The sequence below is a fragment of the Paenibacillus sp. cl123 genome (genome assembly GCF_900101595.1).
Lineage (GTDB): Bacteria > Bacillota > Bacilli > Paenibacillales > NBRC-103111 > Paenibacillus_G.
Genome location: NZ_FMYY01000006.1, coordinates 16,733 through 39,535, shown reverse-complemented (window position 1 = coordinate 39,535; position 22,803 = coordinate 16,733). Strand labels below are relative to the sequence as shown.

Genomic DNA, 22,803 nt, shown 5'->3' with positions numbered 1-22,803 from the left:
CCACATCTTTACCGTTACATACGCCATTAATCGCAAAGCTCATTCTTGAAGAGCGGTAGATCCCGCCTATTGAAAGCGCTTGCCAAATAAGCGAATTACAGGCGGCTCGGCCCCATCTTCCAGGAGGTGATTCCGTAATTCCAGCCTGTCCCTGACCCTAAACAGAGGGACGGTAGGCACAAGGATGCGACACATGCCATCGCATAAGCATTGAGGGGTTATGCAAGAAAGGAGGGGAATGAGTATGAACAAAAGGCGTCTCTGGGAGACCTTGCGCCCTTACGTCATGATCGGTCCGGCGATGATCGGCATTTTGCTGTTCGTCATTTATCCGGTGCTGTACTTGGCTAAGCTGAGTCTCTACAAATACAATCTGCTGAACAAGGCCAAAAGCAAATTTGTAGGCCTGGACAATTTCCAGGAAATTTTTTCCCGCGGCGATTTCTATAAAGCGCTTCTCAACACGGTCGTCTACACGGTTGGCGTCGTTACGCTCACCATTGCGCTGTCGCTGCTCATTGCCGTATGGGTGAAGAACAAGACGAGGCTCAACACCATCGTTCAGGCAGGTATTTTCACTCCGCATATTATTTCGATCGTATCCGTAGCTCTCGTCTGGATGTGGATCATGGAACCAAGCCATGGCGTGCTGAACTTTATTCTTCGCTCCCTCGGCCTGCCCGGTCTATCCTGGCTGCAAAGCTCAAGCACTTCGCTGCTCTCCGTTATCATCGTGTCCGTCTGGCAGGGAATCGGCTATTACACCTTGATTATTGTCGCGGCGCTGCACGGGGTCAATCCGCAGATTTATGAAGCGGCAGAGCTCGATAGCGCGAATAAGTTTCAAACCTTTTTCCGCATCACACTGCCTCTGATTTCACCCCAGCTGTTTTTCGTTCTGATCATCATGACCATTGGCTCCTTCAAAGTGTTCGACACGGTCAAAATTATGACCGGAGGCGGGCCCAACGGCTCGACCACGACACTCGTTTATTACATCTATGAATTCAGAACGAACAGCATCGGTTACGCTTCGGCTACCGGCGTCGTGCTGATGGCGATCATCGCCGTGCTGACGTTCGTGTATTTTAGAATACTGTCCAAAAGAGTGCATTATCAGTAAGCGGCAAGCGGCCGCTGCTTAAGGAGGTCCACGCCCCGTGCTTGCTCAACAAAATGTCCTTGCAGGCGTTAAACCTGTCAAGCGCACACTGCGCCAACCGATCCGGCGGATGGCCGGCTTCGTGCTGAAAGCGGTCGTGCTGCTGATCTTTACGATTCCATTTCTATGGATGATTTCAACATCTCTTCAGACGTTCGATGAAACGTTGGCTTTTCCGCCTACCTGGGTGCCGTCCGTTCCTCAATGGCAAAATTTTGCCGTCGCCATGAACGCCGGTCCGTTCCTCACCTACGCGAAAAACTCGGTCATTGTCACCTTGTCCATCATAGTCCTGCAATGCCTGGTCATGATACCTGCGGCTTATGCGTTTGCCAAATACCGGTTCAAGGGAAGTGCGTTATGCTTCGGAATGGTGCTGCTTGCCTTTATGATCCCCGGGCAGGTGACTTTCATCCCGGTCTATCTGATGCTCGCCGACGCGGGACTGATCAAGTCGTTATGGCCCCAGATTATTCCGTTTATGTCCAACGCCTTCGGCATCTTCCTGCTGCGCCAGTACTTTATGCAGATTACTCAGGAGCTGATTGAAGCGGCCCGCATAGACAATGCCAGCGAATTGAGAATTATCATGAGCCTGATGATCCCCATGTCGGTGCCTGCGCTGGCGACGATCGCCCTGTTCAGCTTCGTCAGCCATTGGAACGATTACTTCTGGCCGCTCGTCATGACCGATTCGGCGGCGGTTCGCCCGCTCACTATCGGAATTGCCATGCTGCGGGAAACGGAGGGCATCAGCAACTGGCACATCATTATGGCCGGCAACGTCGTCCTGGTTCTGCCGATTCTGCTCGTTTACCTGTTTGCCTCCAAACAAATTGTGAAGGCGTTCGTCTATTCCGGCATTAAATAAACACTTGTGCCATCCAGCCATCCATTTCATGAAGAGGAGTGTTTTCCATGAATCGAACCCTGCCCGCCATTTTATTAACCGCCGCCCTGACCGCAGGTCTCGCTGCCGGATGCTCGGAGAGCCCGGCCGAGCCTGGCGCAAGCACGCCTGCCCCCTCCACCCCGACGGGAAAAACAGCCGTGCAATTCTGGCATTCTCTGGGCGGCACGAACGGGGATTATATCAATGCGATGATCAAGCGCTTCAACGAATCACAGGATAAAGTCGAAGTAACCGGCACGTTCCAGGGGAACTATGATGAGATGGTCATGAAGCTGCAGCAGGCGGTTGCGGCTAAGTCAGGACCGGATATCGCGATGCTCGAACGCGCTTACGTACAGATGTTTGCAGATGCCGATGTGCTGGAGGATCTGACGGGCTTTATGAAAAAAACGAAATTGTCCGTCGATGATTTCCCGCAGGGGCTGATGGGCCACTCCACCTTCGATAAAAAGCTGGTGTCGCTGCCATTCAACCGCTCCACTCCGATTCTGCATATTAACAAAACGATGCTGGACGAGAAAGGGCTTGCGATTCCCCAAACATGGGAGGAGCTCAAGAAAGTTGCGAATGCGCTTGTCGTCAAGGAAAACGGAGAAATCAAGCGGTATGGTCTAAGCATGCCTTATGATACGTGGTATCCGATCGCGATGATCACTCAGGCCAAGGGGAAATTTTTCAACGATAACGGGACTTCCATCGGGTTCTCCAACGGGGAGGGCGCCAAGGTCTTTAAATTTCTGAAGGAAATGCAAACCACGGGGGCTCTTTACTATCCGCCGGCCCAGGATTCGGGGAATATCGTGAATCAGATGTTTACAAGCGGGAAGATCGGTATGATGTACCAATCGACGGGGGTTATGGGAAGCGTCAAAACCAACGCCAAATTTGATTATGTGACGGCCTATCTCCCTAAGGATGAGGTATATGCCAATCCGACCGGAGGGGCGAATATTGCCTTGCTGTCGGGTTCTCCGAATAAAGATGCGGCCTGGACATTTATGAACTGGGCAATGACCGATCCTCAGGGCGGCCTGGCGTTTATTCTGGATTCGGGCTACCTCCCCTTCACGAAGAAAATGGTGGAGTCCCAAGCCATGAAGGATTTGTGGGCTAAAGACGCCAACCGGAAGATTGCCTATGACCAGCTGCAGTACGCCATCGACACCAACAAGCATGTCACCTGGCCGCAAGTCAATCAGGAATTTCTGAAAGCGATTCAAGCCATTATGTATGACAATAAGGATGTCGATAGCACGCTGGAGACGTTCAAGAAAGAAACGGAGCGGATAGTGAAAAATTAAGGCGAAGCCGATGAATGGGGCGAGGAGAGAAGTTATTCCTCCGCTCCATTCGCCTTTTTTGAAAGGGGTGCCCGGCTGGACTCAGTCCGCAATCATGACATCAATTCCCTCCAGCCCGTCCAGGAATTCACGGTCGGCGCCCGGGTCCGTAACGATCGTGTCGATCTGCGAGGTTTCCGCAAAGGAAGCAATCGATCTGCGGTTCAGCTTGGAATGGTCCAGCAGAGCCACAACCTTGCTCACGTTGGCCACCATCATCTTCTTAAGCTCCGCCTCATAGATGCTGAAGTCGGCCAATCCGGCCGAGGGCGTAAAGCCGTGAGCCGAGGTGAAAAACACATCCGCATGAATTTGCCCGAGCAAGCCCTTGCCCAGCAGACCTTCCAGGGAGCTTGATCCGGGCCTGAGCACGCCGCCGATGACAATGACGCTGATACGGGGATTGCGGGTCAGCTCCTGGGCTGTGGCGAGCCCGTTGGTCACTACCGTCAAATATTCGTGATTGATCAGATTTCTGGCAAGCTCCAGCGAGGTGGAACTGGCATCGAGAATGATGCATTGTCCGTTCTTGACCAGCTGCGCTGCCGTCCTGCCGATCTGTTTCTTCTCTTCTTGATTGACCAGACTGCGGGATTGGAACGTATATTCCGGCGTATGGGGCTTGGGAAGCACGGCCCCACCGTGGATGCGCTCCAGCAGGCCGTCCTCTTCCAAAATTTTGAGGTCGTTGCGCAAGGTACCCTCGGATACTCCCAGCTCCAGCGAAACCTCCTTCACCAGCAGCTGCTTCTGCTCGTGGAGCACTTGCATGATTCGATTGCGGCGTTCCGGTGCTAGCATATCGGCATCTCCTATATCTAACATTTTGTTACGATTATATCAAACGAAAAAACATCATACAACAATTAACTACAGAAAACATCCGAAAACAAACGTGAAAATTTTGCGGCTTTTATCGTTTTCCCGAGGATCAAAAGCTGCAAACTTCCGCTCTCAGCTTAAATGACCCAAATACTGTTAGATTGTCAGATTCATCGTTTTTCATCAAAATATCAATAAATAACATTAAACGATAAAAAACGTTGACAAAACGAAGGCAAAATGTGAAAATGGGATTACAATATTAACCATGCTTTCGTTTGGCCCACTTCACCCTTGTAGGAGGTTTTAGTTGTGAACAGCTCAGCGATTCCACAGACCATGAAAGCGGTGGTCGCTTATGCTCCGGGCGATTATAGGCTGGAGACGGTCGATGTGCCCAAGGCGGGCCCCGGCGAGATCGTCATACGGGTAGAAGCCTGCGGTATCTGCGCAGGAGATATTAAAGCTTATGAAGGAGCGCCGAGCTTCTGGGGCGATGAGACACAGCCTGCCTATATCAAAGCTCCGATGATTCCCGGCCATGAATTTATCGGCTTCGTCGCGGAGCTGGGAGAAGGCGTGGAGGGTTATGAGATCGGCGAGCGCGTTATCTCCGAGCAGATCGTCCCCTGCTGGAAATGCCGGTTCTGCAGCAGAGGGCAATACTGGATGTGCGAGAAGCATGATCTCTACGGATTTCAAAACAATGTAAACGGTGCCATGGCGGAATATATGAAGTTTACGAAGGAAGCGATCAATTACAAGGTCCCCGCCGATCTGCCGATCGATAAAGCGATTCTGATCGAGCCGTACGCCTGCTCGCTCCATGCGGTGCAGCGCGCGCAAATTCAGTTGGGCGATACGGTCGTCATCTCCGGAGCCGGCACGCTGGGGCTCGGCATGGTCGGCGCGGCCAAAAAAGCCGGGGCCGGCAAGCTTATCGTCCTTGACCTGTTCGAGGATCGGCTGGAGCTGGCCCGCAAGTTCGGGGCCGATCTTGCGCTGAATCCCCGGGAAGTGGACGTGGTCAAGGAGATCAAGCAGATGACCGAGGGCTACGGCTGCGATATTTACATCGAAGCGACCGGCCATCCCTCCTCCGTGGAGCAAGGACTTGCGATGATCCGGAAGCTGGGCCGATTTGTGGAATTCAGCGTATTCAAGGACCCGGTTACGGTAGACTGGAGCATTATCAGCGACCGCAAGGAGCTGGACATTCTGGGCTCCCACCTCGGGCCGTATTGCTACCCGCTGGTGATCAGCGGAATTGCCGACGGAAGCTTCCCCACGGAAGGCGTCGTTACCCATAAGCTTCCCCTTGACCAGTTCCTGGAAGGCTTCGAGCTGATGAAAAAAGGGGTCCAGTCCTTGAAGGTCGTCCTTATCCCATAACCTAGACGAAGGGGTGTTCATCATGAAAATCGCCATAGGGGCCGACGAGGCCGGATACGCCATGAAAGAAATCATTAAACAATTTTTGGAGGAGCGAAAGATGGATTTTGTGGATTTCGGACCGTCCGATATGACGCAAGCCATCGATTATCCTGACGTCGGCTTCGCCGTTGCCGAGGAAATTGCTCATGGGCATTATGACCGCGGCATCCTGATCTGCGGCACAGGCATCGGGATGACGATCACGGCCGACAAGGTGCCCGGCATTCGGGCCGCTTTATGCCACGACACGTATTCGGCGGAGCGGGCCATGAAGAGCAATAATGCGCAAGTGCTGACGATGGGAGCCCGGGTCATCGGGCCCGAGCTGGCCAAGCATGTGGTCCGCGCCTGGCTGGAGGCCGAGTTCGACGGAGGCAGCTCCGGCAGGAAAGTGCAGAAGATCATGGATGGCGAGCAGCGGCTGTTTGCGGCCGGCGGCGGCCGCAGAGAAGTAAACTCCTGCTCTTCCTCACCCTCATGAAATAACCTCACAAAGCAGGGATTAGGCTTTGAAGCCCACTCAGGTGCTTTGCGGGGGCCCCTATCTTTTGCATTTTTATAAGGCCTAATAAAAGCTCCTGATCGAAGCCCTTTCGAGGAAGTTATGCATGTTTTAGCAGCAGCTTTTCTTAAACTTTTTTTACTCTTAAAAAGGAGCCGAATTGACCTGATGAAAAAGCTGATGAATGATCCGCTTGCCATAGTAGACGAAATGATTGAAGGCTACGCAGCCGCATACGGCAAATATGTGAAGGTGCTTCCCCAAAACAAACGGGCGGTTGTCAGCGCAAGCGCCCCTCTCCCGGGCAAGGTCGGTATCGTGATCGGAGGCGGAGCCGGTCACGAGCCGGCGTTCATGGGCCTGATCGGAAGGGGTTTCGCCGATGGCGTGCCGGTAGGCAATGTGTTCGCCTCGCCGCCCCCCGCTCCGATCCTGGAAGTTACCCGCGCCATTAACGGCGGGGCAGGCGTTCTTTATATGTACGGCAACTACGCCGGAGACTGCATGAATTTCGATATGGCCGCAGAGCTGGCGGAGATGGAGGGCATCCGCGTAGCGACGGTGCTGGTGACCGATGACGTAGCGTCCGCTCCATCCGCTCAAGCGCACCGGCGCCGGGGCATCGCCGGCACCTTCCTTGTCTTCAAGGCCGCGGGAGCGGCTGCCGAGAAGGGCTACGATCTGGACGGAGTCATACGCGTCGCTCAGAAGACCAACGCCAGCATCCGGACGATGGGCGTCGCCTTGTCCCCTTGCGCCGTCCCGCAAACCGGGAAGCCAAGCTTCGTGCTGGGCGAAGACGAGATGGAGCTCGGACTCGGCATTCATGGCGAACCCGGCATCGAGCGAGCCTCTCTGCGCACCGCGGACGATGTTGCCGATGCGCTGCTGAAGAACATTATGGACGACATGCCGCTTGAAGCCGGAACGCGCGTTGCGGTGCTGGTCAACGGACTCGGATCGACGCCGTATATGGAGCTGTTCCTGATCTACCGGCGTGTCGCGCAGCAGCTGGCGCAGGTCGGAGTGACGGTTCATCGTTCCTTCGTAGGGGAATATGTGACCTCTCTGGAGATGGGCGGCTGCTCCGTATCAGTCCTGAAGCTTGACGACGAGCTGGCCGAACTGGTGGACGCGCCGGCCGATACTCCGATGTACGCGCAGCACGGATAAGGCCACGAAGAAGAAAGGATGATCGTGATGAACGTAACGATTCGGGAATGGAAACAGCTTTTCGAGCATATCGCACAGCGGATCGAGGAGAAGAAAGACGAGCTGTCCGAGCTGGACAGGGCTGTAGGAGACGGTGACCATGGCGTGACGATGTCGCTGGGCTGGCAGGCGATCACAGAAGCCCTCGGCGTTTACGAAGGAACGGATTGCGGGGCGTTGTGCAAGGAAATGGCCATGACTTTCCTGAACGCCGTCGGCTCCTCGGTCGGCCCGCTCTATGCCACGGCCTTTCTGAGAGGCGGAGCCGTGCTGCAGGGAAAAGCTGAACTGAGCGAAGAGGACGTGACCCAGTTCTGGCTGGCAGCCGTGCGCGGCATTCAGGAACGGGGCAAGGCGCAGCTCGGCGACAAGACGATGCTGGACGCATGGCTGCCGGCTATGCAGGCGCTGGAGCAAGCGCGCGCCGAAGGACTTGGCCTGACGGACGGTCTGAAGGCGGCCGCGGCCGCGGCCGAAACCGGGATGCAGACCACCGCGAATCTGGTGTCCCAAATCGGGCGCTCCAGCCGGCTGGGCGAACGCTCCGCGGGGCATATTGACCCCGGCGCCGCTTCGGCTTGCTTTATACTCGGCGCTTTCACCGAGAAATGGAAGCATCTGGAATCCCAAGATACCGAGGGTGCTTGCGCATGAACCAGCTGGCCCTGGAATTTTTGCAAGTGACGCAAGCGGCAGCCCTCGCAGCCAAACCCTGGATCGGCAGGGGCCGCAAGCATGAAGCCGATGACGCCGCGACTACGGCCATGCGGTCCGTGCTGCAGCGGATTCCCATGGATGGCGTCGTCGTCATCGGGGAAGGCGAGCTGGACGAAGCGCCGATGCTGTATATCGGGGAACGGGTGGGGACCGGCCATGGCCCCCGCCTGGATATCGCCGTAGATCCGCTGGAAGGCACGACGCTCGTCGCCTCCGGCCAGGATAATTCCACGGCGGTCATCGCCGCCGCTCCGCATGGCTGCCTGCTTCATGCCCCCGATATGTATATGGAGAAGCTCGCGGTCGGGCCTCAGGCCAAAGGCTGCATCGATCTGGAGCGGCCGCTGGCCGATAATATCCTCAGCGTAGCGGCAGCGCTGGGCAAAGAAGTAGCCGATGTGACGATTATGCTGCAATACCGCGACAGACATCAGGCGGCCATCGACACCGTTCGCCAGCTCGGGGCCCGGGTCCGGCTTTTTGACGACGGCGACGTGACTTGCGCCATATCGGCGGCTGTGGCCGAAACCGGCGTAGACCTGTTCTACGGCATAGGGGGAGCTCCCGAAGGCGTGATCTCCGCCGTTGCGCTGCGATGTCTCGGAGGAGACATGCAAGGCCGGCTGCTTCCGGGCCATGAAGCCGAATACGAACGCTGCCTCCGGATGGGCATAGCCGATCCGCACAAGTTGTTGACGCTGCAAGACCTGGTCGGTTCGGAGAACTGTATTTTTGCAGCCACCGGCATCACTACCGGCTTGCTGCTGGCCGGGATAACCCGGGATGCGGCTCATGCGCAGATTACTCATTCTTTGGTCACTTGCGGGGGAGCGGCCGGAATTCATTACATCCGTTCCGTTCATGAAAGTCCGGTTCGCATATAAATGAGAGAAGCAGGCCGTTTGGCTGCAGGTCGCTCCTCTTGATGGAGGAAAGAGCAGAAATGAGCAACATACGCTTAATTGTAAGTGATCTGGACGGAACGCTGCTGTCCGAAAGTCATGCGTTAACCGAGCCGGTCAAGGCTGCCGTCCGGCAATTCAAGGCATCCGGCGGCCTGTTTACTATCGCTACAGGGCGGTTCGGCCCCACGGCCAGGCATATTGTGGAGGAGCTGGACATCGATATCCCGTTCATTCTATGCAATGGCAGCGTCATCGCGGATCGCCATCAGGTGCTTGCGGCATCCACACTAAGTCTGCAAGAGCTGGCTCCTTTCCTGCTGGAAGCGGGGGAGCTGGGCGTGACGGTGATGCTCTTCGAGGAGACGGGGGCGCTGGCTCTTCGACGGACGGCGGATGTCGACATCTTCGAAGACCGGGAAAATATCGCGTGCGAGGTCGTCCATCCCCAGGATCGGGAATGGACCGGCAGGCTTGTGCAAAAGGTACTGCTCATCGGCGATATGCCGCAGATTCAAGCGCTTTGGGCGGAGCATCACGGCCGTTTCGAGCAAGGCTACGCTACGATTCAATCGGAGGACAATTACTTCGAGATCATCCCCCCGAGTCAAAGCAAAGGCACTGCGCTCCGCAAGCTGATGGAGCTTCTACAGGTGGAGCCTTCCGAGGTGCTGAGCATCGGCAATCAAATGAACGACCTGGATATGATCGAAGCGGCCGGCGTGGGAGCCGCCGTCGCCAACAGCCATCCCGACTTGAAGGCGCGAGCTTCTTATGTATGCAGCCGCAGCTATGGAGAAGGCGTTGTCGAGGTTATGGAAGCGCTGAATCTGCTAAATACCGTTACTCATCCGGAGGAGAGAATACAATGACAATCAGAGGCATGGCTCACCGCGGGTATCCCCGGCGATATCCGGAAAATACGCTGAGTTCCTTTCAAGCCGCATGCGAGCTTTCCTATTCCCACCTGGAGCTGGACGTTCAGCTCAGCAAGGACGGCATTCCCGTCGTCATCCATGATACGTCCGTAGACCGGATGACCGACGGCAAGGGACAGGTCAAGGACTTCACCTTGGCCGAGCTCAAGGAGCTGACCATCGGCGAAGGCGAACGGATTCCGACCTTGGATGAGGCGCTGGATTTATTGAAAGGCCGGCTCATCGTCGATATCGAGCTGAAGCAGATGGGACCGCTGTATCCCGGTCTGGAAGAGGCTGTTCTGGATGCCGTCAAGCGAAAGCAGATGCAGGAGCAGGTATTCCTGACTTCCTTCGACCATTACTCGTTGACCCGCATCCGCGAGCTGGACGATAAGATCGGCATCGGCATGATCAATTCGGGCGCTTCGCCGGCCTTCTTCCCCTTTGCCAAAGAGATCGGATGCGGATACATGTCCATTCATTATCCTTACTTGAACGATGAGTTCATCCGCCGCTGCGAGCAGGAGCAGATCGGGCTCATCGCCTGGACCGTAGACAGCGAGCAGGATATGAGGCAGATGCTGCGCTATCCCTCCCTGCTTATTTGCACCAATGAGCTGGATCGCTGGGCCTCCGTGTCCGGGCAGAGAAACCAGTCGATCTCTTAAGAGTAAAGCGTTTCGCTATCATCCTTTAGCAGGTATGGCTAAGGGGCTGTCACGAAAGACAAATTTCAGATTTATGACACCCCGCATAAAGCTATATTTCATGTACAAAAAGAAGCTCCGTATCCACTGTGCTAGCTGTGCTGGTGGAATCGGAGCTTTTTTGACTGAAATTGGGGAGTTGTTCGTTTAGCTTACGTGAGCGCGTTTGTGCGGCAGCCTCGTTTAGTGAAAGACATGATGGTTGTTATTGCTTAGGTTATGCGGGTTTCCTCACAACTCCCTTACTTCGGGCCGCCATTAGCTGTCACATCAAGGGAAAAACCTCTTGGGGGACGGCTGTTTTGTTGGAGCAGAGCGTTCTTACGCGGTCGGAGCAGCTTCGGATTCCGTGTGCCCGGCCGGTGTCGACGCCTTGCGGCTTGACAAGAACAGATTCAGCACGATCGCCGTCAAGGAACCGGAGACGATGCCGTTCTGCAGCAGCATTTTAGCGAAATCCGGCAGCTGATCGAACATGGCGGGGAGCGTAGCGGAGCCCAGGCCCACGGCTATGCTGCACGCCGCGATCAGCAGGTTGCTGTCCTTCCGCAGATCGACCTCGGCCAGAATCGAGATGCCGGACGCCGCCACCGAACCGAACATGACGATCATCGCGCCGCCCAGCACCGCATTCGGAATGACGGTCGTCAGCGCGGCCAGCTTCGGCAGCAAGCCGAGGATGACCATGATGCCGCCCGCCGCGAAGATCACATCCCGCGACTTGACGCGGGTCAGCGAGATCAAGCCGACATTTTGCGAGAAAGCCGTGTACGGAAAAGCATTGAATACCCCGCCCAGCATAATCGCCAAGCCTTCGGAACGTAGGCCGCCCACGATCTGCTTAGGCTCGACCTTCTGATCGGTCGCCTTGCCGACCGCGAAGTAGACGCCGGTCGACTCGACCATGCTGACGATATTCACAATAATCATCGTGATGACGGCCATGAGGCTGAACTGAGGAATCCCGAAGTAGAAAGGCTGCGCCACGCTGATCCAGGAGGCCGAACCGACCGCCGAGAAGCTGACCAACCCCATCGCATAACCCGCCGCCGTACCCGCGGCCAGGCCGATGAGCACCGAGATGGCGCGCAGGAAGCCTTTGGCCAGCCGATTAACCACCAGGATCACGACGAGCGTTCCGAGCGCCAGCAGCAGATTATGCGTCTGGCCGAAGCTTGGATCGCCCTGGCCTCCGGCCGCATTGTTCATGGCAACCGGAATGAGGGACAACCCGATAATAGTCACCACCGAACCCGTCACGATCGTCGGGAAAAACCGCAGCAGCTTGCCGTACAAGGGTGCAGCCAGCACGACGAATAAACCGGATAAGATGATCGCTCCATAAGCCGTAGCCAGATTGGAGGTCGAAGCGATCGCGATAATCGGCCCGACCGCCGTAAACGTACAGCCCAAAATAACCGGCAGCCTGCTGCCGAAATACTTGGTGCCCATGACTTGCAGAATCGTCGCTATTCCGCAGGTGAACAGGTCCGCTGCAATCAGATAGGCCATCTGCGTCCCGTTCAGCTTCAGGGCTCCCCCGACGATCAGCGGCACGATGACCGCTCCCGCATACATGGCCAGCACGTGCTGGAAGCCTAACGCCACTACCTTTTGCTTGCTCAGCATACGGCATTCTCCTTCGCCGGCTCGCTATCGCCCGCAAGCCCTTCCTCGTCTACAAAACGGATGCTGCCCGGCGACATCGCAGCGATCCGCGCCAGCGAGCGGACATGCACGCCTCGTTCCTCCAGCAAGCCCCGTCCCTCCTGGAAGCTCTTCTCGATCACACAGCCGACGCCCGCCAGCTCCGCGCCCGATTCCCGGACAATATCGACCAGTCCGACCAAGGCCGCGCCGGTCGCGAGGAAATCATCGACGATCAGCACCTTATCGTCCGGGCCGAGATATTTCTGCGAGATGCTGACCTGATACGTCTCCTGCCGGGTGAAGGAATGCACAGGAGCCGAATACACTTGCTCCGAGAGGGTGACGGCTTTCTTTTTCTTGGCGTAGATGAAAGGAACCTGCAGCGCGATGCCGGTCGCCATCGCGAATTGGATACCGCTGGCCTCGATGGTCAGCACCTTCGTAATGGACTTGCCCGCGAACAGCCGGGCGAATTCCTTCCCGATCTCCAGCGCCAGCTGCGTATCCACCTGATGATTCAAAAACGAGTCCACCTTCAGCACCGTGTCGGAGAGGATGAGTCCCTCTTGGCGTATGCGTTCCTGCAAAAGCTTCATTATTCGTTATCGCTCCTTTTTTCGGCACAAGGATAAACGCCTGACGGCGTCTTCTAGGCGCCGTGCGTTTGTCAAGAAGTCGAGCCACTTCTCCGTTTATACTTTCTGAGACTTTGAAAAAGGGACAGATTCTGCTTGAGCGGTTTCTCTCAAGTGAAGTCTGTCCCTCTGTGATGGCGTACCTCATGGTGTCACACACAAAGCGTCCGCAGCAGCCGAATTATATTACCAAAGGTAAATAAAAGGCAGTCCGGATGCGATCTCACTCATAGTCGGATAATTGCAATGGTCATCCGGTAGAAACTTATGGGCCATATTCCCAATATTATACGAGTTGTTTTGAAGTTATACCTTGTATAGTACACGCTCTATGCTATCATTTCAAGTATAAATCGTCATAACTCGACAAGATTCGATGCGTTTGGAGCGGAGGTGCCGACTGCTGAATACCAATGGCCCCTCGTGCTGCACCTGACTTCCTTACTCGCCATATAAGTAAATAATACCCAATTATTCACTTGGGAGTTTTTAGCCAAACAAGCGTTTAAGTACGCCCCCCATCCGTTCGGCCCCTTCCGCAAACTGTCTGTGCCTGTGCCCGTTAGCTCCTGACGGATGGGGAAATCCCCACAGGATGCGTCCCCGGTCGATCCCGTTCTCCCGGTCCATCTCCTGAAGCAGGTCTTCTACCGCCCTGCCTAAAGGGATCAGCAGCGCATGGGGGAAAGCGCTCAGCTCGGAGCGCATAAAGCCCATGGCAAGCTCTCTCAGGTACGGAGTCGTCGCAAGAGGAGGCCGGGACCCGGTATAGTTTTGCTTGCCAACAAATACCGGATATTTCAGCGCGGAGGTCGTATGCAGCAGTTCGCCCTCCTCCCGGAACAGCGCTTCGCTCGATGACACACCAAGATACCTATGCAATTCCAGTTCATCCAGCATCGAGATCAGATTGCGTCGCATCGCCCCGGCAAATCGCGCTTCCGCTTTCGCCCGCTTCCAAATTTCCTTCTCATTCAGCTGCTGCTCCAGCCCTTTCCTGGCCGCCTCCAAAGCAATTTGCATCTGTGTCCAGCCCGGTGTAATTCCGATGATCACGACCCGGGCCTCATGGTTCACGTATTCATTATGAGGAGCGTAGTACATCTCTACCTGACCGAAACGCCGCATCAGCAGCGCATCCGTGAGCGCCTCTTCCTTTGTGAGAGGTCTATCCGCTGGCAGGGAACAAATCGCCTGCTTGTACGTATCCCATTCCGTAGCGTGCCCCATATGTAACCAACCTTTCCTGGACTGGGCATTTTATACGAAGCATTCCCCTGAACCCAGCCGCCTTCCTCAGCGTCCAAACAAAATGTCCAGCATCGTCCCCAGCTCACCGGGCTTTTGGCCGCGGAGAACCTCGGGGTCGTAAATTTCTACGCTGCCGCAATGCGCGCAAGAGACAAACAAGTAATGATGATGCTGGATATCCAATAGCTTGCTCAGCCCCGTCCCCGTCATAGCCACTTCCTTAACGATACATGCCTCGGAGCGGCATTTGGCACACCGGAAGCTGTTCTCGATCATCGCTTCCACGTTTGTCTCGCACTTCGCTTCCGCTGTCTCGTCCCCCGCCTCGTCCTCAGTCCATTCGGAAGAAAGAAAATCCCGGTCCGACACCTCATAAAGCGGCTGCCGGCACTCAGGGCATTTGCCTTGTTGGATTTCGACGGTGCGGTGGCACCAAGGGCATTCGATCATTCAAGCACCTCCTAGGGTAATTGGAAGCTGCATTTCCCTTGATTATACCCTATGCGCTACTTCGGATGACAGGAAGAAAAACGCTTGGAAGCGTCCTGACACCCAGAGTGCGAGAGGTCGATGACACGCTTGGAACTGTAACGGAACTCGCAGGCCCTTAAAGCCACTTTTCTCACGCCTTCGCCCTGCTCGCGGAACTCAGCAACCCTAAGACGGGTAATGGAGCGAAAAATGGATCATGGGGCTCGCTAAGAGGCTTCGAATTCCGTTACGACTGGCATGCGGTCGATTTCAGATTTCATGCGCTTACGGTAGAACACTTATCCCCAAATCTATGCACATCTTATCCACAATCGGCGAAAATCATCATTTTCCAAACAGAAAAAAAGCTCCGACATCGGAGCTTTTTCCTTAAATCCGCCCTTGTTTCACCGGGTTATACCAACATGGCTACACGAGCTGGCGGTCCCAATGCCGATGGGCGGCAATGGCTTCGATAAAATCACGGGAGAAATAGTGCGGCTCTTCCCCCGTCACAACGCCCGGCCCGTTCTCCGCGGCACAGGTCTTCAGCAGCTGCCGGCCCTCGCGGGTTGCCCCGATCGGCTTGTAATGCTCGTAGGCTTCCTTGACAAATATGCCCGCCTGTTTCTGAAACAGGCGATTTTCCATTTGGCCGCCCGCTGCGTAGATCGCATCGAACAAGACCGAATCGGCCGTCAGGAAGGTGTGCATCACTTCGATCGAAGTCTGCTGCGCTCCCGTTACCTGGCCCAGCTTCTCGCTGATGATCTCCGGCTGCAGGCCTGCAGCCCTGAGCGTATCGAGCACGGAGAGCACGGCGACGTCATCGAAGCCGTCACCCAATATAACGCCGACCTTGCGCGTCTGCGGCGTCTTGACCGTGTTGGCCTGGCTGAGGGCGGGCGAAGCCTTAGCAGTCCGCGGCTCTGCCGCGGGATCCGCCTTCGGAGCAAAAGCCCCGATCGCTTCGGCTACCGGAGAAGCCAGCTCCAGGCTGACATGGGCGAACATGTCGACAACCTGCTGCCGCACATCCTTGCTCTGCACCTTGCCCAGCTCAAAGCTGAAGGCTTGGATGATATGCTGCTTCTCCGGCGGGCTCATGCTGTTCCAGAACAGCGTAGCCTGGGAGAAATGGTCCTTGAAGCTTGCGCTGCGCGCCCGCACCTTCCGCCCCTCTACCTTCTCCTGATAATGAACATAGCCGCCTTCGGCTTCCGTCGAGACGGACGGAGTATTGCCCGCGAGCGAATTGTTGTGGTAGCTGACCTGACCTTTGTTGATCGTCTGGCGGCCGTACCCGTCGCGCTGGTTGTTATGGAACGGACATACCGGACGGTTGATCGGCAGCTCGTGGAAATTCGGTCCGCCGAGCCGGATCAGCTGCGTATCGGTATAGGAGAACAGCCGGCCCTGCAGCAGCGGGTCGTTGGAGAAGTCGATGCCGGGCACGACATGACCGGGATGGAAGGCCACCTGCTCCGTCTCGGCAAATACATTGTCCACATTTCGGTTCAGCGTCATCTTGCCGACCAGACGTACCGGCACATCCTCTTCAGGCCATATTTTCGTCGGATCGAGAATATCGAAGTCGAACTTGAACTCGTCCTCCTCCGGCAGAAGCTGAAGCCCCAGCTCATATTCGGGAAAATTGCCCTTCTCGATCGACTCCCACAAATCGCGGCGGTGGAAATCCGGGTCCTTGCCGGATATTTTCTGCGCTTCGTCCCAGACGAGGGAATGTACGCCCAGCACCGGCTTCCAGTGAAATTTCACAAAATGCGCCTTGCCCTGCTCATTCACCAGACGGAACGTATGGACACCGAACCCCTCCATCATCCGGAAGCTGCGCGGAATCGCCCGGTCCGACATCGCCCACATCACCATGTGAGCCGATTCCTGATTGTTGGCGACAAAATCCCAGAACGTGTCGTGCGCCGTGGCCGCCTGCGGCATCTCATGATGCGGCTCCGGCTTCAGCGCATGGACGAGGTCCGGGAACTTGATCGCATCCTGGATGAAGAAAACCGGGATATTGTTCCCGACCAGATCATAGTTGCCTTCCTCCGTATAAAACTTCGTCGCGAAGCCGCGCGCATCCCTGACTGTCTCCGCGGAACCGCGCGAGCCCGCGACCGTGGAGAAGCGAACGAAAACAGGCGTTTTGACCGAAGGGTCCTGCAGGAACTTGGCCTTGGTGATATCCTTCAAAGACTCATATACTTGAAATTCGCCATGGGCAGCAAAACCGCGTGCATGTACAACTCGTTCAGGAATACGCTCATGGTCGAAGTGTGTCATTTTCTCCCGGAAGTGAAAGTCCTCCATCAAGGTCGGACCCCGTTCTCCGGCTTTCAGCGAGAATTCGTCCTCCGATACCTTCAACCCTTGGTTGGTCGTCATTTTCTGGCCTTCGTCGGCCACCCGGTATTGCTCCAGCTGCTTCTGCTTTCCGTTTACGTTTACGTCCGTGTTTACGTTTACGTTTTTGTCCATGCTACGATCGTTGCTCATTGCACAGCTCCTCCGCTAGAGTTTTTGAGAGTAAGTAGGCTCGATGGATGACGTTCCTAATTACCCACTACGCTCGGGAGCTAAACGAACAAGTCTGCTGCCGCTGTACGGAAACGGTGATATCATAGTTACTAACGGCCATATCAGTTGGACCGTGCCTGAAGGGCAAGTGTTCGTTATGGGGGATAACCGCACCATAACGAGGACAGCCGGGATATCGGCTTTGTGCCTCCGAATCATGTGACGGGGAATTCTGATAAGTCTCTTCTCTGCCCTGCTCAGAACGGATTCAGCACATGAAAAAATACATTCGGCGACGCCATCCGGTAATAATAGCTGCTCCAGCCGAGCCCCCGGTTATTGAACCGGTTGGCCGAACTGTACAGCAGCCGCTCCTGCTCCAGCTCCTCAATGCGCGGCAGCCGCCCCTCCACATATTCCAGCAGCCGCATGGCAGCCGTGTCCAGCCTGCTGATCACACCGCCATAGCGGATGTCGAGCACTTCCCAGCCGAACGGCTTGAACATGCGCAGCCACTGGCTGCGGTGGGCCGCGCGCAGCTCTCGGACCGCTTCCGCGATCTCCGGCAGCCGGACTTCCGCTATTTGCCTCAGCGCAGCAGTATCTCCGTTGTCGTAAGCCCGCTTCAGCTCAAGGCCCAGCTCGCCCTTATGCTTCAGCACCCGGCATAGAAGCTGCGGCACCTCGAAGAGGTAGTCGAGCTCAGCCTCCGGCGTACGGCGGCCGGCGATCAGCCGCTCGACCTTCTCATAGTGGGCGGCTATCGGGAGTCCTTCGATCTGCTTGTCGAACAGTCCGAGCAGCACATCCTGGTACAGCAGGAATTTCGACGGATTGCTCTGCTTGCGGTTATCCGGCTCGGAGCCGGGCGTCTCGTCCAGCAGCTTAAGCTGCAGGAAGGTGTCCGCCTGGGTGCCGGTGCAGAATAAAACTCGCTCCTCTACCGTCTTCCAGTCCGGATGGCCTTCGGCGTAAGCATGCTCGGCATAAAACTGCAGGCCGAGCAGCGCCGCGAACGGGCTGCTCTCCATGCCGTCATCGCCCCACATCGTCGCGTACACTTCCCGGATGCCCTGCTCCTTGCATACCTGAAGAGCCGCATCCGCAGCCTTCAGCGACAAGCCGTAGTTAACGCCGAACGTATTGAACACCCAGACCGCTCCGGCGAACACCAGGTTGCAGCCCAGCGGCCGATGCTTGCCGATGAGCCGCTCATAATCGAGCCGGTCCACATGCGTGTAATCCCAATACACCATGTCCACGTCCTTGGGAACGCGCCGTGCCATCTCTTCCGGAATCTGCGTTTCGTGGTCGTAGTACTCGCTGCCGTCATGCGAAGCCAGCTTGAGGAACATATCGCTCCACATCATCGGCTTGAGCCCCCGGCGGCGGACCGCCTGCAGCACGCGCTCCAGATGCTCGGTCATAATGTCGAAGCGATCGACGCAGCCGTGCTTGTCCAAGTATTTGCCCCGCCCCAGCTCCTCGGCTTCATCCATACCGATATGAATTTTCCGGCTGCGGAACGGCGCGCTCGCCGCTTCGATCATCCGTTCGACCAGACGGCCCGTACCCTCCTCGCCGACGAGCAATGCTCCCTTCGTATCGCGATATTCCTTCACCGGTTCCCACTTGAGGAATTCCTCCAGATGGGCAAGCGTCTGAATGCTCGGGAACGCCTCAATGCCGAACAGATCGGCATAGGCATCGATTTCCCGCAGCTCTGCCTGGGTATAACGCCCCCTCATATAGCCGAAGTAGGGCTCTCCTTCGATCTCATAGGTATCCTCCAGGTACAGCATTACCGTATTGAGCCCCATCAAGGCCATCTTGCGCAGCATAAGCTTGAAGCTCTCTACGGTAAGCACGCCATTACGCGATAAATCGAACATCGGGCCGATCGTGTCGAACTGCGCCCGCTCCCGGATTTCGAACGGCTGTCCGCCGCGTCCATGCTGTACAAGCAACCCCAGACCGCGGAAGAAATGATTCCTCGAGCCATAGCGGATATACGCCCTGTCTCCCGCTTGCCCTACCTCCAATCCGCCCCCCGCCGCTGCGCCTACCTCAACGGCCATGCCGTCCTCCGACAGCTGAATGCCCAGCTCCGGCGCGAGCTCCTGTATGCCGGAGAGCAGCCCGGACCTTTCCCCTACAAAGTGAAGCTTCATCCGTATTTCCTCCTCAGGTTCGTGTACTGCTTGGTATTATCATAATACGGAGTGAAGCGTTTTACAAAAAAAGTTTTCCCGTCTAAAAAATATTAAGGCGGAATCGGAACAGTCACAGCCGCCTTTCTGGAAGTCAGGTGAACAAGAGGCCGGAGCGACGATGGGGAGTTGGAAAAGCGGACGGATCCCGCTATCGGTCACAGCGCGCGCGTTGTCCTGCATACGGCTAAAAGGTTGTAAAACCCAACCATCGTTGCACGGTATAGACCACCCGCTTCAGCCAGGCCCGCTCATCCTTGTAGGCGCTGTAATCCAGCGTAAACATCCCGCCTTGGTTGTTCCATAGTCTGGTGAAATAACCGCGGACTTGTCCGGCCGTCCGGCTTTCAGACGGAGCGACGACCTGCAGATTCGTCTCCAGGTTCAAATCCGCCAGATTGCGCGTCGTCAAGTTGGCGGAGCCGTTATGTATAATCATCCGGTCCGGATGCTCAATCAGCAGCAGCTTGGTGTGATACTGCTCGCTGCCCGTCCGGTACCACCGCACCTGAATCCGTCCCTCTGATTTCTCCAGCAGCTCCGCGGCTACCGGACGATTCGGGATGCCGATCTTGTCGTTGCCGAAGGCATTCTCATTGGGATCAAGGATGAGGCGGACATCCGCTCCGCGGGCTGCGGCCTGCAGCAGCTCCCGGATCACCTGCCGATCGGCCAAGTAAAACATCCCCATCCAGACGGTATCCCCCTCTCCCGCCTCCGACAGATCCAGCAGCACATGCTTCAGAATCATCCCCTCCGTCAGCAGGCGCACGCCGATCTCTCCGCTCCCCTCGCTTGTCGCGCTGTAGGCGGGCAAACGAAGCTTCGCGGACATATTGACAGCCGCCTGCTCGGAGACCAGCGCGTCCCGGACGATCGCTCCCTTTACGAGGAAGCCGCTGTTGGAATTATAGAAGCTGGCATCATGCGCGTTCGCGCTTGCTACGATCAGGGTCCGCTCCGTGATGATCACCTTGCGGTGGTTGGCCTTGACGTTAAGCAGCTTCGCATAGGACCGCACTGTCATGTCCGGGGCCGTATCGGCCATCGGATTGGGGACCCAGCCGTGTCCGGCCTGTCCGAACCACTGGCCGAATATTCGCCAGCCGGCGGAGTACAGCGGGGATGAATCCCGCAGCGGATCGACATCGGTCAGGACCGTCGTAATTCCGGCCGCCTTCAGCAGCTCCAGCTCGGGCGACGGATGAGAGCCGTACGACGTATTGATCTCATCGGTGATGACAACGATCTTCAGCTCGGGGTATTGAGTCTTTTGGGCGATCAGCTTCTCTGTTAATTTCCGGCTCAGCGGGGGAAAGGACTGATCCCGGTTATAGTATCCGTTATATAAAAACATATCGACGACAATAAACTGCCGCGCTTCCCCGATAGCCTGCAAGGTCCGCTCAAAGATCATCTGCTCGGTGCGGCCGATCCCTTGTCCGTCCCCCGTGCCTTGGTAAGTCAGATCGTACAGAAACTCGATATCCGAATCGGATATGCGGTGCAGCTGGCCCTCCAGAGATAACCCGGGAGGCAAGGGCTTATGTGTCTGATAAGCCATCACGGCTGCAAACAGGAGAATGAGGGCAATCAGGAACAGAAACAGCGGCCGGCGTCTCGGCAGACGGAGAAGCTTTTGCAGCGCGGAATGGATAAAGGTCATGGCAAGTCTCTCCTCCGGGTTTGATTACCCCTTTATCCCCTGTAGTACCGCACAAGCCGGCAGAGTGAAACAGACGAAGCCCCGAATGTTCCGAATTGTCCGCAACGGGGTAAGCATAGGCATAATAAGTAAACAAGGAGGAAAATACGCGGTGAAGCCGTTCGATTATACGCTGGATTACAAGCACATCAATATGCGCGAGCATCCAGAGCTGTACACTATCGGCCGCGGTGAGCAGGGAGTTTTGATGGTTGAGCCTTATAAAAGTGAGATTTTGCCCTATTGGAGGTTCAAGACGCCGGATATCGCCCGGGAATCGTCGGAGCATATCTTCGGGCTGTTTATGCAATATAAGCGGGAGGGCGATTTCGTCGGGATGGACATGGCACGCAAATTTCTCCAGATGGGCTACACCCGGGCACGCCGGTACACCAACCATAAGGGCGGACGGAAATATACCACCGCCGATGGATCGCTGCTTCCTTACCAGAAGGACCCGGTGAAGGCCGAATGCGCCGCTATTTTCAAAGCCAAATGGGAGGAGGCGAAGGCAGACAAGGATTATTTGAGAATGAAGAAGGAGCATCGGAGCAAGCATGAGGTCACTTGAGGGCGCATGGTTCCCGGTTCCGTGTTACCAACTGCATGCTGTCGATTTCGTGCGCTTAGGATCGCTTACTTCCGTTAAATCTCCGCTCCGCTGCGTACAGTCTGCGTCTATACTTTATAAGACTTGAAGAAGGACATCCTTCAGGATGCCCTTCTCTTTCTTCTATGATTCGCCCGGTATTCGGCAGCAGACTACTGCACATTGATGAACGGGGTTGCGCCCCCGGTGACGTTCGGCAGCTTGCCGTCCCACTTCTCGATTGCCTTCAGCTGGGCTTCGATCTGCCTCAGCTCGATCAGTTCCGTCGTGACCTCCTGCTTCTGCAGGCGCAGTGCCTCTGCCTGAGCTTCCGCACGGGTGATCTCCTGTTCCTTCTCGATCTTGATTCTCTCCAGATCCAGCTTGGACTTGAGCGCATTCTGCTCCGCGATCTGCTTCTGCTCGATAGCGCGGTCGAATTCTTCGGAGAACTTGAATTCCGTAATATTGATCTCATCGAGCACCATATTGTACAGCCCCAGCTTGGCGGTCAAGGCTTCCTTTACCTTGGAGCTGACCTCGGAGCGCTTGGAGATCAAGTCCTCCGCCGTATACTGCGCCGTTACCGCCTTCAGCGATTCGCTGATGGCCGGGTCGACGATTCTTGCCCGGTATTCCATACCTACCGTACGATACAGGTTATTGACAGTCGTCCCGTCCAGATGATAGTTCACCGCCAGGGTAGTGGTGACCGTCTGCAGATCCCGGCTTGCGGATACTTGGCTGGATTCGGCCTTCTGGACGCGAATCTCAACAGGGATAACCTTCTGCACAAACGGAATTTTGAAGTGCAGCCCTTCTTCCAGCACCTGCGGTTGAACGGCTCCGAGCTGCAGCACGACGCCCCGATGTCCTGCTTCGACGATTGTAAACGCCCTAAACCCCAGTATAACGAGCACCAACACGATGGCGATACCAACAACGAGCCGGGATACCTGCTTGGAATTTGGATTTTGATTCCGGACAACGCTTTCAGGATTCATATGCGACCTCCTCCTTCTCTTCTTAGGTTATTACGCGGCTGACGAGGTTTCGTTTCATCGGCTTCAGGCCGCTTGAAGCTGTTGACAGCAAATGGAAATATAGTAGTATTTATTAATAC

The 22,803-nt window shown here is 56.0% G+C and carries 20 protein-coding genes and 1 riboswitch; of the genes, 11 read left to right on the top strand and 9 right to left on the bottom strand.

From position 1 onward, the window contains the following. Positions 1-244: 244 nt before the first annotated feature. The 3 genes from BLR08_RS12305 to BLR08_RS12295 all read left to right on the top strand — a co-directional run bounded on the left by BLR08_RS12305 (position 245) and on the right by BLR08_RS12295 (position 3,376). The gene (locus BLR08_RS12305) at positions 245-1,123 is read left to right on the top strand and encodes a carbohydrate ABC transporter permease (protein WP_072329515.1); all 879 of its coding nucleotides are present in this window, start codon (positions 245-247) and stop codon (positions 1,121-1,123) included. A 109-nt stretch (positions 1,124-1,232) separates the two neighbouring features. Beyond that, positions 1,233-2,033, top strand: coding sequence for a carbohydrate ABC transporter permease (locus BLR08_RS12300; RefSeq protein WP_072329800.1), 801 nt, complete (start codon positions 1,233-1,235; stop codon positions 2,031-2,033). 47 nt (positions 2,034-2,080) lie between these two features. Continuing rightward, on the top strand, positions 2,081-3,376 hold the full coding sequence (locus BLR08_RS12295; RefSeq protein WP_072329514.1) for an ABC transporter substrate-binding protein: 1,296 nt from the start codon (positions 2,081-2,083) through the stop codon (positions 3,374-3,376). Positions 3,377-3,457: 81 nt separating this feature from the next. Here BLR08_RS12295 and BLR08_RS12290 read toward each other — a convergent pair whose 3' ends face one another. After that, positions 3,458-4,216 (bottom strand): DeoR/GlpR family DNA-binding transcription regulator, encoded by a 759-nt coding sequence (locus BLR08_RS12290; RefSeq protein ID WP_072329513.1) that lies wholly within the window; start codon positions 4,214-4,216, stop codon positions 3,458-3,460. A gap of 360 nt (positions 4,217-4,576) precedes the next feature. Between BLR08_RS12290 and BLR08_RS12285 the strand changes: the two genes are divergently transcribed. The 7 genes from BLR08_RS12285 to BLR08_RS12255 all read left to right on the top strand — a co-directional run bounded on the left by BLR08_RS12285 (position 4,577) and on the right by BLR08_RS12255 (position 10,592). Then, a complete protein-coding gene (locus BLR08_RS12285) occupies positions 4,577-5,629 on the top strand; it encodes an MDR/zinc-dependent alcohol dehydrogenase-like family protein (RefSeq protein ID WP_083537012.1) in 1,053 nt (350 codons plus the stop codon). A gap of 22 nt (positions 5,630-5,651) precedes the next feature. Beyond that, positions 5,652-6,152 (top strand): ribose 5-phosphate isomerase B, encoded by a 501-nt coding sequence (gene rpiB, locus BLR08_RS12280; protein ID WP_072329511.1) that lies wholly within the window; start codon positions 5,652-5,654, stop codon positions 6,150-6,152. Positions 6,153-6,341: 189 nt separating this feature from the next. Further along, positions 6,342-7,346, top strand: a complete 1,005-nt coding sequence (locus BLR08_RS12275; protein WP_072329510.1) for a dihydroxyacetone kinase subunit DhaK — start codon at positions 6,342-6,344, stop codon at positions 7,344-7,346. Between the two features lie 27 nt (positions 7,347-7,373). Further along, positions 7,374-8,039 carry a dihydroxyacetone kinase subunit DhaL gene (gene dhaL / locus BLR08_RS12270; protein ID WP_072329798.1) on the top strand — a complete coding sequence of 222 codons (666 nt, stop codon included), beginning with the start codon at positions 7,374-7,376 and terminating at the stop codon, positions 8,037-8,039. Further along, positions 8,036-8,986, top strand: coding sequence for a class II fructose-bisphosphatase (gene glpX / locus BLR08_RS12265; protein WP_072329509.1), 951 nt, complete (start codon positions 8,036-8,038; stop codon positions 8,984-8,986). The genes dhaL and glpX overlap by 4 nt, the downstream gene beginning before the upstream one ends. A gap of 59 nt (positions 8,987-9,045) precedes the next feature. Beyond that, positions 9,046-9,876, top strand: coding sequence for an HAD family hydrolase (locus BLR08_RS12260; protein ID WP_072329508.1), 831 nt, complete (start codon positions 9,046-9,048; stop codon positions 9,874-9,876). Beyond that, positions 9,873-10,592 carry a glycerophosphodiester phosphodiesterase gene (locus BLR08_RS12255; RefSeq protein WP_072329507.1) on the top strand — a complete coding sequence of 240 codons (720 nt, stop codon included), beginning with the start codon at positions 9,873-9,875 and terminating at the stop codon, positions 10,590-10,592. The genes BLR08_RS12260 and BLR08_RS12255 overlap by 4 nt, the downstream gene beginning before the upstream one ends. A gap of 360 nt (positions 10,593-10,952) precedes the next feature. Here BLR08_RS12255 and BLR08_RS12250 read toward each other — a convergent pair whose 3' ends face one another. From BLR08_RS12250 to BLR08_RS12220, 7 genes are all read right to left on the bottom strand, one after another. Continuing rightward, positions 10,953-12,260: a nucleobase:cation symporter-2 family protein gene (locus tag BLR08_RS12250; protein ID WP_072329506.1), complete on the bottom strand. Its 1,308-nt coding sequence runs from the start codon at positions 12,258-12,260 to the stop codon at positions 10,953-10,955. Continuing rightward, positions 12,254-12,877: a xanthine phosphoribosyltransferase gene (locus tag BLR08_RS12245; RefSeq protein WP_072329505.1), complete on the bottom strand. Its 624-nt coding sequence runs from the start codon at positions 12,875-12,877 to the stop codon at positions 12,254-12,256. The genes BLR08_RS12250 and BLR08_RS12245 overlap by 7 nt, the downstream gene beginning before the upstream one ends. A 249-nt stretch (positions 12,878-13,126) precedes the next feature. Further along, a riboswitch (purine riboswitch) is annotated at positions 13,127-13,230 on the bottom strand. Between the two features lie 175 nt (positions 13,231-13,405). After that, positions 13,406-14,146, bottom strand: a complete 741-nt coding sequence (locus BLR08_RS12240; protein WP_072329504.1) for a uracil-DNA glycosylase family protein — start codon at positions 14,144-14,146, stop codon at positions 13,406-13,408. A 66-nt stretch (positions 14,147-14,212) separates the two neighbouring features. After that, positions 14,213-14,617, bottom strand: coding sequence for a zinc ribbon domain-containing protein (locus BLR08_RS32105; RefSeq protein ID WP_371117254.1), 405 nt, complete (start codon positions 14,615-14,617; stop codon positions 14,213-14,215). 450 nt (positions 14,618-15,067) lie between these two features. Further along, positions 15,068-17,155: a catalase gene (locus BLR08_RS12230; RefSeq protein ID WP_072329503.1), complete on the bottom strand. Its 2,088-nt coding sequence runs from the start codon at positions 17,153-17,155 to the stop codon at positions 15,068-15,070. Between the two features lie 278 nt (positions 17,156-17,433). After that, the gene (locus tag BLR08_RS12225) at positions 17,434-19,347 is read right to left on the bottom strand and encodes a beta-N-acetylhexosaminidase (RefSeq protein WP_072329502.1); all 1,914 of its coding nucleotides are present in this window, start codon (positions 19,345-19,347) and stop codon (positions 17,434-17,436) included. A gap of 226 nt (positions 19,348-19,573) precedes the next feature. Beyond that, positions 19,574-21,052 (bottom strand): phospholipase D family protein, encoded by a 1,479-nt coding sequence (locus BLR08_RS12220; protein WP_083536963.1) that lies wholly within the window; start codon positions 21,050-21,052, stop codon positions 19,574-19,576. Positions 21,053-21,203: 151 nt separating this feature from the next. On the opposite strand from BLR08_RS12220, the gene BLR08_RS12215 reads away from it, so the two are divergent. Next, complete coding sequence (locus tag BLR08_RS12215) at positions 21,204-21,662, top strand: DUF4385 domain-containing protein (RefSeq protein ID WP_072329501.1); 459 nt, start codon at positions 21,204-21,206, stop codon at positions 21,660-21,662. A 191-nt stretch (positions 21,663-21,853) separates the two neighbouring features. Here the strand turns inward: BLR08_RS12215 and BLR08_RS12210 are convergent, their stop codons facing one another. After that, a complete protein-coding gene (locus tag BLR08_RS12210) occupies positions 21,854-22,684 on the bottom strand; it encodes a prohibitin family protein (RefSeq protein WP_072329500.1) in 831 nt (276 codons plus the stop codon). Positions 22,685-22,803 lie beyond the last annotated feature (119 nt).